14 protein-coding genes and 1 tRNA gene are annotated in these 13,230 nt (G+C 52.3%); 8 read left to right on the top strand and 7 right to left on the bottom strand.

What is annotated here, in order from left to right; all coding sequences use genetic code 11:
- Positions 1-59: 59 nt before the first annotated feature.
- Positions 60-1,628, bottom strand: a complete 1,569-nt coding sequence (locus ABLU78_RS20785) for an arylsulfatase (RefSeq protein WP_020077900.1) — start codon at positions 1,626-1,628, stop codon at positions 60-62.
- Positions 1,629-1,950: 322 nt separating this feature from the next.
- Here ABLU78_RS20785 and ABLU78_RS20780 point away from each other — a divergent pair, with 322 nt between their 5' ends.
- Positions 1,951-2,643 (top strand): helix-turn-helix domain-containing protein, encoded by a 693-nt coding sequence (locus ABLU78_RS20780; RefSeq protein ID WP_048229503.1) that lies wholly within the window; start codon positions 1,951-1,953, stop codon positions 2,641-2,643.
- A 260-nt stretch (positions 2,644-2,903) separates the two neighbouring features.
- Here ABLU78_RS20780 and ABLU78_RS20775 read toward each other — a convergent pair whose 3' ends face one another.
- The gene (locus tag ABLU78_RS20775) at positions 2,904-3,140 is read right to left on the bottom strand and encodes a hypothetical protein (RefSeq protein ID WP_224146762.1); all 237 of its coding nucleotides are present in this window, start codon (positions 3,138-3,140) and stop codon (positions 2,904-2,906) included.
- Between the two features lie 36 nt (positions 3,141-3,176).
- On the opposite strand from ABLU78_RS20775, the gene ABLU78_RS20770 reads away from it, so the two are divergent.
- The 5 genes from ABLU78_RS20770 to ABLU78_RS20750 all read left to right on the top strand — a co-directional run bounded on the left by ABLU78_RS20770 (position 3,177) and on the right by ABLU78_RS20750 (position 5,332).
- Positions 3,177-3,347: a hypothetical protein gene (locus tag ABLU78_RS20770; RefSeq protein ID WP_015369621.1), complete on the top strand. Its 171-nt coding sequence runs from the start codon at positions 3,177-3,179 to the stop codon at positions 3,345-3,347.
- Positions 3,348-3,575: 228 nt separating this feature from the next.
- Positions 3,576-3,872: a hypothetical protein gene (locus tag ABLU78_RS20765; RefSeq protein ID WP_015703534.1), complete on the top strand. Its 297-nt coding sequence runs from the start codon at positions 3,576-3,578 to the stop codon at positions 3,870-3,872.
- Positions 3,873-4,090: 218 nt separating this feature from the next.
- Positions 4,091-4,519, top strand: a complete 429-nt coding sequence (locus ABLU78_RS20760; RefSeq protein WP_015703533.1) for a hypothetical protein — start codon at positions 4,091-4,093, stop codon at positions 4,517-4,519.
- Between the two features lie 57 nt (positions 4,520-4,576).
- Entirely contained in the window at positions 4,577-4,789 is a 213-nt protein-coding gene (locus tag ABLU78_RS20755; RefSeq protein ID WP_015703532.1) for a hypothetical protein, read from the top strand.
- Between the two features lie 243 nt (positions 4,790-5,032).
- On the top strand, positions 5,033-5,332 hold the full coding sequence (locus tag ABLU78_RS20750) for a DUF1889 family protein (protein WP_032712540.1): 300 nt from the start codon (positions 5,033-5,035) through the stop codon (positions 5,330-5,332).
- A gap of 164 nt (positions 5,333-5,496) precedes the next feature.
- Here the strand turns inward: ABLU78_RS20750 and ABLU78_RS20745 are convergent.
- Positions 5,497-5,572: transfer RNA gene (locus ABLU78_RS20745), tRNA-Ile, on the bottom strand.
- Between the two features lie 125 nt (positions 5,573-5,697).
- Here ABLU78_RS20745 and mug point away from each other — a divergent pair.
- Positions 5,698-6,204: a G/U mismatch-specific DNA glycosylase gene (gene mug, locus ABLU78_RS20740; RefSeq protein ID WP_020077903.1), complete on the top strand. Its 507-nt coding sequence runs from the start codon at positions 5,698-5,700 to the stop codon at positions 6,202-6,204.
- A gap of 69 nt (positions 6,205-6,273) precedes the next feature.
- Here the strand turns inward: mug and rpoD are convergent, their stop codons facing one another.
- From rpoD to rpsU, 3 genes are all read right to left on the bottom strand, one after another.
- On the bottom strand, positions 6,274-8,118 hold the full coding sequence (gene rpoD / locus ABLU78_RS20735) for an RNA polymerase sigma factor RpoD (protein ID WP_015369628.1): 1,845 nt from the start codon (positions 8,116-8,118) through the stop codon (positions 6,274-6,276).
- Between the two features lie 150 nt (positions 8,119-8,268).
- Positions 8,269-10,014, bottom strand: coding sequence for a DNA primase (gene dnaG, locus ABLU78_RS20730; protein ID WP_048229497.1), 1,746 nt, complete (start codon positions 10,012-10,014; stop codon positions 8,269-8,271).
- Positions 10,015-10,191: 177 nt separating this feature from the next.
- A complete protein-coding gene (gene rpsU, locus ABLU78_RS20725) occupies positions 10,192-10,407 on the bottom strand; it encodes a 30S ribosomal protein S21 (RefSeq protein ID WP_001144069.1) in 216 nt (71 codons plus the stop codon).
- A gap of 238 nt (positions 10,408-10,645) precedes the next feature.
- Here rpsU and tsaD point away from each other — a divergent pair, with 238 nt between their 5' ends.
- On the top strand, positions 10,646-11,659 hold the full coding sequence (tsaD, locus tag ABLU78_RS20720) for a tRNA (adenosine(37)-N6)-threonylcarbamoyltransferase complex transferase subunit TsaD (protein ID WP_032712539.1): 1,014 nt from the start codon (positions 10,646-10,648) through the stop codon (positions 11,657-11,659).
- A 53-nt stretch (positions 11,660-11,712) separates the two neighbouring features.
- Here the strand turns inward: tsaD and ABLU78_RS20715 are convergent, their stop codons facing one another.
- A complete protein-coding gene (locus ABLU78_RS20715; RefSeq protein WP_020077904.1) occupies positions 11,713-13,182 on the bottom strand; it encodes an MFS transporter in 1,470 nt (489 codons plus the stop codon).
- Positions 13,183-13,230: the final 48 nt, after the last annotated feature.

The raw sequence follows: 13,230 nt of genomic DNA, 5'->3' as shown, positions 1-13,230 counted from the left end.
GTCGAGGGTAAGGCGAGAAGAAAACAGGGCGGCGAACCGCCCTGGAGTTGATAACAGGGTTATTTATGCGCGCCCTGGTCAAGCATCGCGCTGACATCGGAGACGGTGAAGGAGCCCGGTTTCTGACGCGGCGGGAATTCTTTAAACGTCGCCAGCATTTCTTTTGCCGACTTCTGCGCGCCGCCCATCAGGAACATGCGATCGTAGAACCAGGATTGGTAACCCATCCCCTGGTCGCCTTTCTCCAGTGGATCGACGGCAAGGTCAAAGATCATCGGCGCACGCAGTTTGGTGAACGGATAGCGCCACAGATCGAGACCGGTGTGTTCCTGGATCATAAAGTGGATCTTCCAGCGGCCCTGACGCATTGCCAGCAGATCGCCGTCATCGCTCCAGTAGAAGAATTCGTTACGCTGGTCTTTCCCTTTGCCCTGCAGGAAGTCGAGCTGGTTATAGCCATCAAGGTGAACCTTGTAGGTGATGGACGGCGTTTTATAACCTTTCAGCATTTCCTGTTTGATGTTGCTGTCGCCGGCAGCGGCAACCAGCGTCGGGAACCAGTCGTAGCTGGCGAACATGTCGCTCACCACGGTGCCCGGTTTGATGTGGCCCGGCCATTTGATCATTGCCGGAACTCGGAAGCCGCCCTCCCAGCCGGTGTTTTTCTCACCGCGGAACGGAGTTTCGCCTGCGTCCGGCCAGGTGGCGGTCATCGGGCCGTTGTCGGTGGTGTAGATAACGATGGTGTTATCTTCGATGCCGAGATCTTTAATTTTCTGCAGCACCTGGCCGACGATTTTATCGTGCTCAACCATGCCATCGGCATAGGTTCCCAGCCCGGTGACGCCAACGCTGTCGTCTTTGAGGTGGGTTTTGTTGTGCATACGGGTGGTGTTAAACCAGGTAAAGAATGGTTTACCGGCTTTCACCTGACGCGCCATAAAGTCGTTGTTGGCGGCCAGAGTCTCTTCATCCACGGTCCCCATACGCTTCACAGTCAGCGGACCGGTATCTTCGATCTTGCCGTCAGCGGTACTCTTAATTACGCCGCGCGGGCCAAACTGTTTGCGGAAGTTGGGATCTTTCGGGTAATCCGGGTTTTCCGGCTCTTCTTCGGCATTCAGGTGATAGAGATTGCCAAGGAATTCATCGAAACCATGTGCAGTCGGCAGGAATTCATCGCGATCGCCAAGGTGGTTTTTACCGAACTGCCCGGTGGCGTAACCCAGTTGTTTGAGGACGTTGGCGATGGTCGGATCTTCTTTCTGCAGACCCTGCGGCGCTCCCGGCATCCCGACTTTACTCATCCCGGTACGGAACGGCATCTGGCCGGTAATGAAGGCGGAACGACCCGCGGTGGAGCTCTGCTCGGCGTAGTAGGAGGTAAACTTCGCGCCCTGGGCGGCGATGCTGTCGATGTTTGGCGTCTGGTAGCCCATCAGACCCTGATTGTAGGTGCTCAGGTTCAGGTAGCCGATATCATCGCCAAAGATAACTACGATGTTAGGCTTTTTAGCATCCTGCTTCGGCGCTGCGGCGTCGGCTGCGTGAGCAACGGTCACCGCGCCGGAAGCTAATGTCAGCATACTGGCCAACATTGTTCTCTTAAAGGGAATGTTTTTAAACATAGCTCGCTATCCTTTTATTTTTCCGGGTTTTTAAATGATCTGGAAAAATAGGTTGTTAACGAAGCGTCTAATTTATTTTTAAATTAGCAAGGATGTTTTCGGTTAAAAATAAATTAGACGCTTCAATGGGCAAGAAAACGTTAAACGGTTCTCGTCGGTGTTGGTATTTTATTTAGACGTATCGGTCGATACGAGAGTGGAGTCTCTAAACGGACTGAAATAAATGGCAGGATGAACTAAAAATGCTACCTTTAATTGACAGGCTTAACTTTGGCAGACTATTTTTCGAGAGGCTTAAATAAATGATAATTAATGAGGCAACATGAAAACAACCTATTCCGACGTTATTGATCAATATAACCATGTTGTCGCCAGCGACCTTGAGTTGATTCAACCGCTGATCTCGGCAAATCAGCCACGAATCATCAAAGACAATGGCGTTTTCAGAATTGAGCCTGGCGAAGTCGTCATTGTAGTTGAAGGCATTATTGCGATAGAAGTGGAATACAATGTGGGTTTTGGCTCCGCGGGTAAACGCGGTGTCCTGAGCAAAACGCGAGATATGCTGCAGGTCGGCAAAGGGATCCGCGGTATGATTTTAGGTATTATTGAAAACTATGGCCCGGCGCTATCGCTAAAATATACGGCAAAGAAAAATGTCAAAATAGTGACCTGCGGTAAGGAAGCGTTTGAACACTATTTTATTCAACGCGATCGGTTTGCTTATCTGATGGAAATCATGGCATTTCAGCTATCGTTGATTATTGATGCACATCACGAAAAGAATTTACCTTCACGCTACGATACGATTAAATCAATGATTTACCGTTACAAAAAACAGCAGGATGCGGGAGTATTACATGATAGAAGCCTGGCTAGCTTTATTCTGAAAAGAACCAAAATGTCGCGTAGCTACCTTTTCAAAATTCTTGCTGAGCTTAAAGAAGGGGGATATATCAAAATGGAGAACGGTGAACTGATCGATATTGCGCACGAACTGCCGGAGAAATTTTAACCTCCTGTGACTGGGCGCGAACGTCATTTCAGTGGCGCAGAGGCCGTCTAACAGATCCTGGGATTACTTTACTCTTTATTACGCTTGCCCGCTGGGCGACGAATCATGTTTGCCGAAGCCAGTTGCCGTGCGGAATCTAGCCCGTCGTGTTTCTCTTACCGCGATGAGAATGGGGAGATAGTTGCTCTACAATGACCGTTTGTAGGTTTGATTTTATTTGTGGTTGTATCTAAAATGCAGTTAATTATTCTGTCATAAATTCATCCTGCTAGTGAAATAAACCATTGTTTTTTCGTTTTAAGGGATACGATTTTGCTGAGAAGGGAGGCTTCTTTGTGTTCAATGGTGCAGCGCGCTCTGACGTAAACAATTTCGTTAATATAGAAAAGGGAAGGCGCGGTAGAAAGAGTCAGCCGTTTATCTCTTTCTCCAAAAATGGGGGGCATGTCAGGATCGCGGCTTTCATTGCTCGTCACGGAGAACATGTTGATATTCAAATAGATTATTCCACCAGAACCATCCGGGTTAAGAAGGTGGAACATCACGGCGTGCGTATTAACGTCGGCGGCGTCTTTACTCGTAAGGTACTGGTGAAGCAGTTTCTGTTTGGCGAGAAGAAGACCATCCGTGTCGATCTCACCCAACAGGACGATGGCTGGTTTTATGGCGACTTGCCGGTAGAGTTCACGGCCAATTGCGCATAGTGCGTTATTGCCTGAATTAGCCATTATCCAGTTATGTTGATACAGAGATAGTGGATAATGGCTTTTTTATATCAATGAGATATAAATACGAGTCATTATAGTTTCGTATTAAAAATTTATTTTTAAGTAAATAAGTACCATTAAATCCTATTAAATAATAGTTATTTCCAATGATATCTTTGCAATAATTAAGGGAAAATAGAGACTCAAAAAAGGAAACGATAATTAATGGAACATTTACTCAGACATTGTGAACAGGTTGCCGTTGGCCCCTATAGCCGCGATGCCCGGGCGCTGGCGCATGAAGTGATCGATACCATTTCGGCGGGCGTTCCGCCGGAGCAACTGATTCTCCCCTGGATGTCGGTTAAAGAGGGGCTGCCCGACGCCAATAGCGGGCGCTACGTGTGCGCTTATACACCCGCGAAATCTCAGGACCGCCGCTATCAGCTGGTCTCCGCTGCCATGTTCCGCACCGTTTGTCGGGACGCCACCCACTGGTTTTATATGTGGGAAGCGCTGTGATGGTGGGGGTGTGGGGGGATTTGTAGTGGTTTATGCTTCAATGCATAGATTATTTTACTAGTACAGTGAATCAAACTTTAACAACGTCAATATAAAAATATTTGGTAGTTAAATCATTCGCACCGCTAAATCCTTATATAATAAATATACTATTGAGATAGTCGTTAGGGAGCAGGATTGGACTGTGGTTTTTTTTATACAAGTTGTTGAGGGGAAGCATGATCGAAATAATAAGTGATAAGAAAATATTAAGAATCTCCGCATTTGAAAGAGAAAATACACCTAATGCACCTGCTTATGATTGGATAAAAACCTACGTCGAATATCACCTCCCTGAATTGAATGTACAATATCAAGCTTCTTTCAACGTTGGTGAACTTTCCGAACTGAAAGATAAACTTATCGCGTTACATACCCACTTAATAAATGAAAATGCCCATACCGATGTTATTTTTGAAAGCACCGAAAATCAGCTAAATCTGGTATTTACACCATCATCTTTTGGCCATGGAGCACTTATGTCGTTAACGTTGAGGCCAGAAAACCCGGCTGAAAGCGTAGTGATCAGTGATTGTTTGGGGCTTGATGAAAGCTATTTTCCCGCGCTCATTGCTGGTCTGGAAGAGATCATCAATTTACAAAGATGATGCATTAGAGTATTGATAAGTCAGATATTTAATTAGAAGCCGCCAGGATGCTACTCTATGAAATCTGCTCTTGCTAATCTATGCCAATCCATCGGGATTCAGTCCGCGAGTCTGCTGGAAGCTATCACAACCTGCCTTTGTTCTATCGCCGCGCTGGGTAGCCTTTTTGTGCTTGAAGGCTGGGGCATGAAGATGGTTGGCTTTGTCGGGTTTATGGCGCTGGCTTACGTGGTAGCCTGGATAGTGGATATAGTAAAAGGCGAAAAGTAGAGCCAATCATTTTGATTCATTACTCAGATTCTTGAGATTTGGACGGATTGGACTTATCACTATCAGAGGATCTTTTTTGCCGGAGGGTGTGAGCACATGTAAGAGGGGCTGCCAGATAAAAAATCAGCCATTTGTGCATAGCTCACATTTGAACAATTAAATGGATAAACCTTTTGATACTTAAGCAAAATATAGTCCATATTAAAGCCTTGTACCGAACGTGGATATTTTAAGGATAAGAATATGTCAGCAGTAATTGATAAAGCACTGGATTTTATTAATGGCATGAACACGTCATCTTCAGCACCGCACACCATGGATGAAAGTACGGCTAAAGGCATTTTCAAGTATCTTAACGAGTTAGGAGCTCCGGCCAGCGCAGCTGATGTATATGCCCGGGGCACTCAAGAGGGCTGGGATCCCGAATTTACTAAAACGTTAGCGGGATGGGCGGAACGAATTAAGTCCGGCGAGCGTATAGTTATTAAGAATCCTGAGTACTTTTCTTCATACATGCGCGAGGAGCTGCGGGCTCTGGTATAAGATGAATTCTGCTCAACCGTGAGCGGACTGGAATGCGTTGCGCTTTCGCTATATTGCAAGCTTCTAACCCGGCGCGTTTATACTCCGCAGTACTTGCCTGCCGTATTCTGTAGGTATCCTGGAAAAGACTAAGGGCTTACGAGTAATCGTAAGCCCTTGATATTTGGTGGCCCCTGTTGGGTTTGAACCAACGACCAAGCGATTATGAGTCGCCTGCTCTAACCACTGAGCTAAGGGGCCGTGGCGAGGGATTATAATGTAACTGCACGCTGCAATCCAGCGTAAAGCGCTCGGCTGCTGTTTTTATAAACAATGCATTTTCAATCCTTTATAATCAGCTTTTTAGTCATTCAGCCGGAGAAATTATGATTAGTGATATCCTGGCGCCGGGGCTGCGGGTGGTCTTTTGCGGGATCAATCCGGGGAAGTCCTCCGCGCATACGGGGTTCCATTTTGCCCATCCCGGCAATCGTTTCTGGAAGGTCATTCACCAGGCGGGGTTCACTGAGCGGCAGCTGAAGCCGGAAGAGGAGCAGCATCTACTGGATACCGGCTGCGGTATCACCATGCTGGTTGAGCGGCCGACGGTACAGGCCAGCGAGGTTGCCCTGCTGGAGCTGCGTAATGGCGCGCAGGAGCTAATAAGCAAAATCCAGGACTATCAGCCGCAGGCGCTGGCGGTGCTCGGCAAGCAGGCCTATGAGCAGGCGTTCAGGGTGCGTGGCGCAAAGTGGGGAAAGCAGGAAGCGACCATCGGTGAAACCGAAATCTGGGTACTGCCCAATCCCAGCGGTTTAAACCGGGCGACGCTGGACAAGCTGGTTGAAGCCTATCGCGAACTGGATGAGGCGCTGGCGGGGCGAGGGCGCTGATGGCACCTGAATCGCAGGCATAAAAAAGCTCCCCGCGGGGAGCTTTTTACTCTCTTTGCAGCGCGACGATTAATCGTCGAGGAAGCTACGCAGCACTTCAGAACGGCTTGGGTGGCGCAGTTTACGCAGCGCCTTGGCTTCGATCTGACGAATACGTTCGCGGGTAACGTCGAACTGTTTACCTACTTCTTCCAGCGTGTGGTCGGTGTTCATGTCGATACCGAAACGCATACGCAGCACTTTCGCTTCACGAGCGGTGAGGCCCGCCAGTACGTCGTGCGTTGCCGCACGCAGGCTCTCGGTGGTCGCAGAATCCAGCGGCAGCTCGAGGGTGGTATCCTCGATGAAGTCACCCAGATGCGAATCTTCATCATCGCCGATCGGCGTTTCCATGGAGATTGGCTCTTTGGCGATTTTCAGCACCTTACGGATTTTGTCTTCCGGCATCAGCATGCGCTCAGCCAGCTCTTCCGGCGTCGGCTCGCGGCCCATTTCCTGCAGCATCTGGCGGGAGATACGGTTGAGCTTGTTGATAGTCTCAATCATATGCACCGGAATACGGATGGTGCGCGCCTGATCCGCGATGGAACGGGTGATAGCCTGACGGATCCACCAGGTGGCGTAGGTGGAGAACTTGTAGCCACGACGGTATTCAAACTTATCTACCGCTTTCATCAGGCCGATGTTGCCTTCCTGAATCAGGTCGAGGAACTGCAGACCGCGGTTGGTGTATTTCTTGGCGATAGAAATAACCAGACGTAAGTTCGCTTCAACCATCTCTTTCTTCGCACGACGGGCTTTCGCTTCGCCGATGGACATGCGACGGTTGATATCTTTAACCTGCTCGATGGTCAGGCCGGTTTCTTCTTCAATCTGCTGCAGTTTCTGCAGGCCGCGCTGAACGTCTTCTTTAACGTCATGCAGCTTCTCGGACCACGGCTTGTTCATCGCCACGGCGGCGTTGAACCAGGTTTCGCTGGTTTCGTTGCCGGTGAACAGGGTGATGAAGTTTTTCTTCGGCATTTTGCACTGTTCAACGCACAGCTTCATGATGATACGTTCTTGAGTACGAACGCGATCCATCATGCTGCGCATGCTGTTGACCAGGTAATCGAACTGTTTCGGCACCAGGCGGAACTGTTTGAAGACCTCGGACAGCTTGAGGATCTCTTCCTGCGCGGCGGCGTGGCTGCGACCTTTCGCTTTGATGGTGTCGCGAGTCAGCTCGTACTGGGTGCGCAGCTCGGCGAATTTCTCGCGGGCCAGCTCCGGGTCGATGCTGTTATCGTCATCGCTGTTGTCGTCGTCATCATCTTCTTCTTCATCTTCGTCGTCGTCCATCTCTTCCTGAGACAGCTCGGAACCGACGTGAGTGGCGGTCGGCGCCATATCTTCTTCAGCGTTCGGATCGACGAAGCCGGTGATCAGGTCAGACAGGCGAGCTTCTTCAGCTTCGACGCGATCGTACTGTTCCAGCAGATAGGTGATGGCTTCCGGATATTCCGCAACGGAGCACTGGACCTGGTTGATCCCGTCTTCGATGCGTTTAGCGATGTCGATTTCGCCTTCGCGGGTCAGCAGTTCAACGGTACCCATTTCGCGCATGTACATGCGCACCGGGTCGGTCGTACGGCCAATTTCAGATTCAACGCTCGACAGCACCTGGGCCGCCGCTTCTTCTGCGTCTTCATCGGTATTATTGGAGGTTTCAGCAAGCAGCAGATCATCGGCATCCGGTGCTTCTTCCATCACCTGAATACCCATGTCGTTGATCATTTGGATGATGTCTTCGATCTGATCGGAGTCGACGATATCTTCCGGCAGATGGTCATTGACCTCGGCATAGGTCAGATAGCCTTGCTCCTTACCACGTTGGACAAGAAGCTTCAGCTGTGACTGCGGGTTTTGCTCCATAAGACGGTATCCACACTTAATTCGTTTGATTGGTGCAGGCAGACGAACTGCCAACATTTAAAGCGAGGGCGTACTTATATTATTGCCGCTGCGCCTCAGCGCGGCTGTCGGGGGCTTCCCGATCGATATTCGGCACTTAAGCCGTTAAATTCATTTTTTGGCCAGTTCCTGGCTGATAGTCCAGAGTTCCCGGCGCTCCTCACTGCTTAAACCGTGTGTGCGATCGCGAGCTATCAACTCTTCTTGTCGCAGTTCCAGCAGTGAGTCAAACATATGGTTGAGCGAGTCGGTGAAGGTTTGTTCAGCGATATCCTTATCTGCTATATCGTCCCACATCGACAGTTTTTCAAGGGTTGCTGCTTCATTTGTCCCGCGATACTGCTCTAAAAGTTGCCCGGTGGTCAGACCTGGCTGCGCCAGACACGTATTGACCAGTTCGCTGAATAAACCAAGCCCTGGCATCTTCTGCTGATCCAGACCCGTTAAGGGCGGAACCAGCGGCGCCAGATCGGGGTTCTGCACCAGTAACCCTATAAGTATACGCATGGTCGTGCGTTTTAGCTGCGGCGCCGGGCGTTGAGCGCTATTTTCCGCCTGTTTCGGCATTAAACGTTCAAGCTGGGCGTCATCCAGAATACCCAGCTTGTTACCCAGCTCCTGACGCAAATAGATGCGCAGCGTTTCACCCGGCACCTGGGTTATCAGCGGCAGCGCCAGCGTACTCAGCTGCGCGCGCCCATCCGGAGTGCTCAGGTCGACCTGCGGCATCAGGCTATTGAATAAAAACGTGGAGAGCGGCTGTGCCTGCTCCATCCGCGCTTCAAACGCCTCTTTGCCCTCTTTACGCACCAGCGTATCCGGGTCTTCGCCATCAGGTAAAAACATAAAACGCAGCTGGCGGCCATCGGTCATATACGGCAGCGCCGTTTCCAGCGCGCGCCATGCCGCATCGCGGCCAGCCCGGTCGCCGTCGTAACAGCAGATGACCTGATTGGTCGCCCGGAACAACAGCTGAATGTGGTCGGCGGTCGTCGAGGTGCCCAGCGAGGCCACGGCATAATTAATGCCGTACTGCGCCAGCGCGACGACATCCATATAGCCTTCGACCACCAGCAGACGCTGAGGTTCGGCGTTATCCTGCTGCGTTTCATACAGGCCGTACAGCTGGCGGCCTTTATGGAAAATATCGGTCTCCGGGGAGTTCAGGTATTTTGGCAGCGCATCGCCCAGCACGCGCCCGCCAAAACCAATCACCCGGCCTCGCTTATCGCGGATCGGGAACATTACCCGTTCGCGGAAGCGGTCGTAACTGCGCCCCTGATCGTTGGTGACCAGCATGCCTGCATCAATAAGCGACTGGCGGTTTTCCTGATTGCCGCCAAAACGTTTTAAAACGTTATCCCAGCCAGGGGGAGCGAAGCCTATTGCGAAGCGGGTAATCACCTCGCTGCTTAAGCCGCGTTTTGCCAGATACTGGCGCGCGGGTTCGGCGGCGGGTTGATTCAGAGACTGTTGGTAAAACGTGTTCAGACCGTCCAGCAACTGATAGAGATTTTGCCGCTGATGCCGTTCTATCTGGCTCGGTCCATTACCTGCTTCATAGGGCACTTCAAGGTTGTGCATGGCGGCCAGCTCTTCGACGGTTTCGACGAACTCGAGCTTGTCGTAGTTCATCAGAAAGTCGATGGCGTTGCCGTGCGCACCGCAGCCGAAGCAATGGTAAAACTGTTTTTCACCGTTGACGGTGAAGGAGGGGGTTTTTTCGTTATGGAATGGACAACACGCGTGATAATTCTTGCCCTGCTTTTTCAGCTTCACCCGAGCATCGATCAGATCGATGATGTCGGTGCGCGCCAGCAGGTCATTGATAAATACGCGTGGGATTCGTCCAGCCATATGCCCCGTAATCTATACACTGCATCCTGCAAACGGCCTCGATGTATTGCCTGAAGACAGTTTGAACGATCTCGTGTATCTGCTAATGCATAAACGAAAATAAGCCGCGCATTCCTTTCGGAAGCACGGCCTTACAACTACAACTCGGTCTGAATTGAGAGCTTCGCTCTCAACAGATTAGTACAGACGAGTGCGGCGTGCGTTTTCGCGAGCCAGTTTCTTCGCGTGACGTTTCACTGCAGAAGCTTTAGCGCGCTTACGTTCGGTAGTCGGTTTTTCATAGAACTCACGACGACGAACTTCCGCCAGAACACCTGCTTTTTCGCAGGAACGCTTGAAGCGACGCAGAGCTACGTCGAACGGCTCGTTTTCACGTACTTTAATTACCGGCATGTGCCTCTCACCTTTGATTAATTCGGTTTGCCGCTGGCCGCAATGCCAGCTTATTTCAAAATGGTGCGGAATTTTACTGCAACTACTGCTGCTTTGTAAAGCACCGGCGCCTTTTTTGAAAGGGGACTTTTATAAGGGTGAGGAGTATACACGAAGAGAACACCAGGGGTGAGCAAAGTTTTACATCGCCGGTCATTGGTCCTACACTGCGCGGTATTGAAACGAGGTAAAACAACTCATGCGTGTACTGGGAATTGAAACATCCTGCGATGAAACCGGCATCGCTATTTACGACGATAAACAAGGTCTGTTAGCCAACCAACTGTATAGTCAGGTGAAATTACATGCTGACTACGGCGGCGTGGTGCCTGAGCTGGCGTCGCGCGACCACGTACGTAAAACCGTTCCGCTGATTCAGGCGGCGCTCAAAGAAGCGGGCCTGACGGCGAAAGATATTGATGCCGTTGCCTATACGGCAGGCCCTGGCCTGGTGGGCGCGCTGCTGGTCGGCGCGACCGTTGGCCGCTCCCTGGCGTTCGCCTGGAACGTGCCGGCGATCCCGGTACACCATATGGAAGGGCATCTGCTGGCGCCGATGCTGGAAGATAACCCGCCGGCGTTCCCGTTCGTCGCTCTGCTGGTTTCCGGCGGCCACACCCAGCTGATTAGCGTCACCGGCATCGGTCAGTATGAGCTGTTGGGCGAATCAATCGACGATGCCGCTGGCGAAGCCTTTGATAAGACGGCGAAACTGTTGGGGCTGGATTATCCCGGCGGGCCGATGCTATCGAAAATGGCGTCTCAGGGCACCGAAGGCCGCTTCGTCTTCCCGCGGCCGATGACCGATCGTCCGGGGCTCGATTTCAGCTTCTCCGGCCTGAAAACCTTCGCCGCCAATACCATTCGTAACAACGGCGACGATGAGCAAACCCGTGCCGATATCGCCCGCGCATTTGAGGATGCGGTTGTCGATACGCTGATGATTAAATGCCGCCGCGCGCTGGAGCAAACCGGCTTTAAGCGTCTGGTGATGGCGGGGGGCGTGAGCGCTAACCGTACGCTGCGCGCGAAGCTGGCGGAAATGATGAGCAAACGCGGCGGCGAAGTGTTTTATGCCCGTCCTGAGTTCTGTACCGATAACGGCGCGATGATCGCTTACGCCGGGATGGTCCGCCTGCAGGGCGGTGCTAATGCCGGCCTCGGCGTCACCGTGCGGCCGCGCTGGCCGTTGGCGGAACTGCCGGCCGCCTGATAAGCCTGTTACAAACAAAAGCCGCCCATCGAGGCGGCTTTTTTACGCGTGGATTAAGGCTGCTGATAATCCTCGGCGTCGATGTCGTAGCCCGACGGCTCCCAGCGGATAGCCAACAGCGACAATAGCCCAATCAGCGGCGCCGCGGCGATGATCCAGAAGACGCGGGTATCCAGCGCGGCGACCAGCAGCGGGAAGAGGAATAAAGAAAGCGTCGAGCTTCCGCGCATGAGCGTCTGGTTGAGCCCGACGCCAACGCCGCGCAACGATGTCGGATAGCTTAACGAGGCGAAGGTCATGGTGTGCGCGCCGGGGCCGAATCCCTGGCCGAAAAGGAACAGTGCCAGCATCGCCACGGCAGCGACGCCTTCACCTGCGCCATCAGGGCGGCCAATCAGCGCCAGGCCGAGCAGCGCCGTCAGCTGGCAGCCATAACCCGCCAGCGACATCCGCCACGCCCCGAAGCGCGGTACCAGGCGTACCGCCAGTATCCCTCCCACGAAAGCGAACAGCAGATTCAGCGCCAGCGAAATCAAAATCGTCGTCAGCATCGATTGCACGAAGAAGCTGGAGATGATCACCGGCAGACCGAACGCGACGGCGTTATAGGCAAACGAGGAAACCACTGACAGCAGGGTAGAGAGCGTCGTGCGGCGCAGGTAGACGCCGCGGAACAGGCGCAGATAGTTACTCCATTGGGCGCTACGAACTTTGGGCGCCGGTTTTTCCAGCGCGTCCTGGGCAACGTGTGCATTGATGTTGTACGCCTGGCGTAGAATAGAAGCAGCTTCACGCAGGTTACCCTGGTTGGCGGCCCACACCGGCGATTCGCTCATGTAGCGGCTGCGGATGGCGATAATCACCAGCGCCGGGATGGCGCCAAAACCAAGAATAATCCGCCAAAGCCAGTCGCTATGGCTTTCCGGCAGGACGGCATAAAAAAAGAGTACCAGCAGATATGAAATGCTGATCGCCGCGTACCACGTTGGGCACCACATCGCCACGCTGGCCGCCTTGTTACCGGGACCTTTGAGCCTCGCGAATTCGCTGAGAAACGCCATCGCCACCGGCAGGTCGATCCCGACGCCCAGCCCCATCACGAAGCGTGCGCCGGTAAGGACGTATTCATTCGGCGCCAGCGCGCAGGCGATGGCCGCTACCACGAAGAACAGCATATCCGCCATAAACACGCGGTAGCGGCCAATTTTGTCGGTCAGATAACCGCCAAGCAGCGCGCCAACGATAGCGCCGAAGGTGATGGCCGAGGCGACCATCCCGGTACCGGCAGGGGTCAGGTTGAATTCCCGGGTGATATCTTTCAGGCCGAAGGCCAGCGAGCCAAGATCGTAGGCATCAAGGAAAATACCGCCGAGGGCGATTCCCATGACGATACGCGCGTTATTGCGCCCGCTGCTGCCTTCGTTTATGAGGCGCGAGACGTCCGCCGCGCTGCCGATCCATTTTACTTCCCCGCCGGGCGACGCAGAGGTTGCCGCAGGCGTCGCGTTAATTACATCAGTCATGGTGTTGTGCTTTTTTCTCTTATAAAGAGTTTCAGAGTAAACAGCGAT

The organism is Klebsiella sp. JN_Kp122, assembly GCF_040062085.1.
GTDB lineage: Bacteria > Pseudomonadota > Gammaproteobacteria > Enterobacterales > Enterobacteriaceae > Klebsiella > Klebsiella aerogenes.
This window is presented reverse-complemented; position numbering and strand designations above follow the sequence as displayed.

Coding starts and splice junctions, on each gene's coding strand:
- ABLU78_RS20765 (WP_015703534.1), top strand. CDS start 3,576: ATGGAACATTTACTCAGACATTGTGAACAGGTTGCCGTTGGCCCCTAT.
- ABLU78_RS20750 (WP_032712540.1), top strand. CDS start 5,033: ATGTCAGCAGTAATTGATAAAGCACTGGATTTTATTAATGGCATGAAC.
- ABLU78_RS20780 (WP_048229503.1), top strand. CDS start 1,951: ATGAAAACAACCTATTCCGACGTTATTGATCAATATAACCATGTTGTC.
- ABLU78_RS20785 (WP_020077900.1), bottom strand. CDS start 1,628: ATGTTTAAAAACATTCCCTTTAAGAGAACAATGTTGGCCAGTATGCTG.
- mug (WP_020077903.1), top strand. CDS start 5,698: ATGATTAGTGATATCCTGGCGCCGGGGCTGCGGGTGGTCTTTTGCGGG.
- rpoD (WP_015369628.1), bottom strand. CDS start 8,118: ATGGAGCAAAACCCGCAGTCACAGCTGAAGCTTCTTGTCCAACGTGGT.
- ABLU78_RS20755 (WP_015703532.1), top strand. CDS start 4,577: ATGAAATCTGCTCTTGCTAATCTATGCCAATCCATCGGGATTCAGTCC.
- dnaG (WP_048229497.1), bottom strand. CDS start 10,014: ATGGCTGGACGAATCCCACGCGTATTTATCAATGACCTGCTGGCGCGC.
- ABLU78_RS20715 (WP_020077904.1), bottom strand. CDS start 13,182: ATGACTGATGTAATTAACGCGACGCCTGCGGCAACCTCTGCGTCGCCC.
- rpsU (WP_001144069.1), bottom strand. CDS start 10,407: ATGCCGGTAATTAAAGTACGTGAAAACGAGCCGTTCGACGTAGCTCTG.
- tsaD (WP_032712539.1), top strand. CDS start 10,646: ATGCGTGTACTGGGAATTGAAACATCCTGCGATGAAACCGGCATCGCT.
- ABLU78_RS20760 (WP_015703533.1), top strand. CDS start 4,091: ATGATCGAAATAATAAGTGATAAGAAAATATTAAGAATCTCCGCATTT.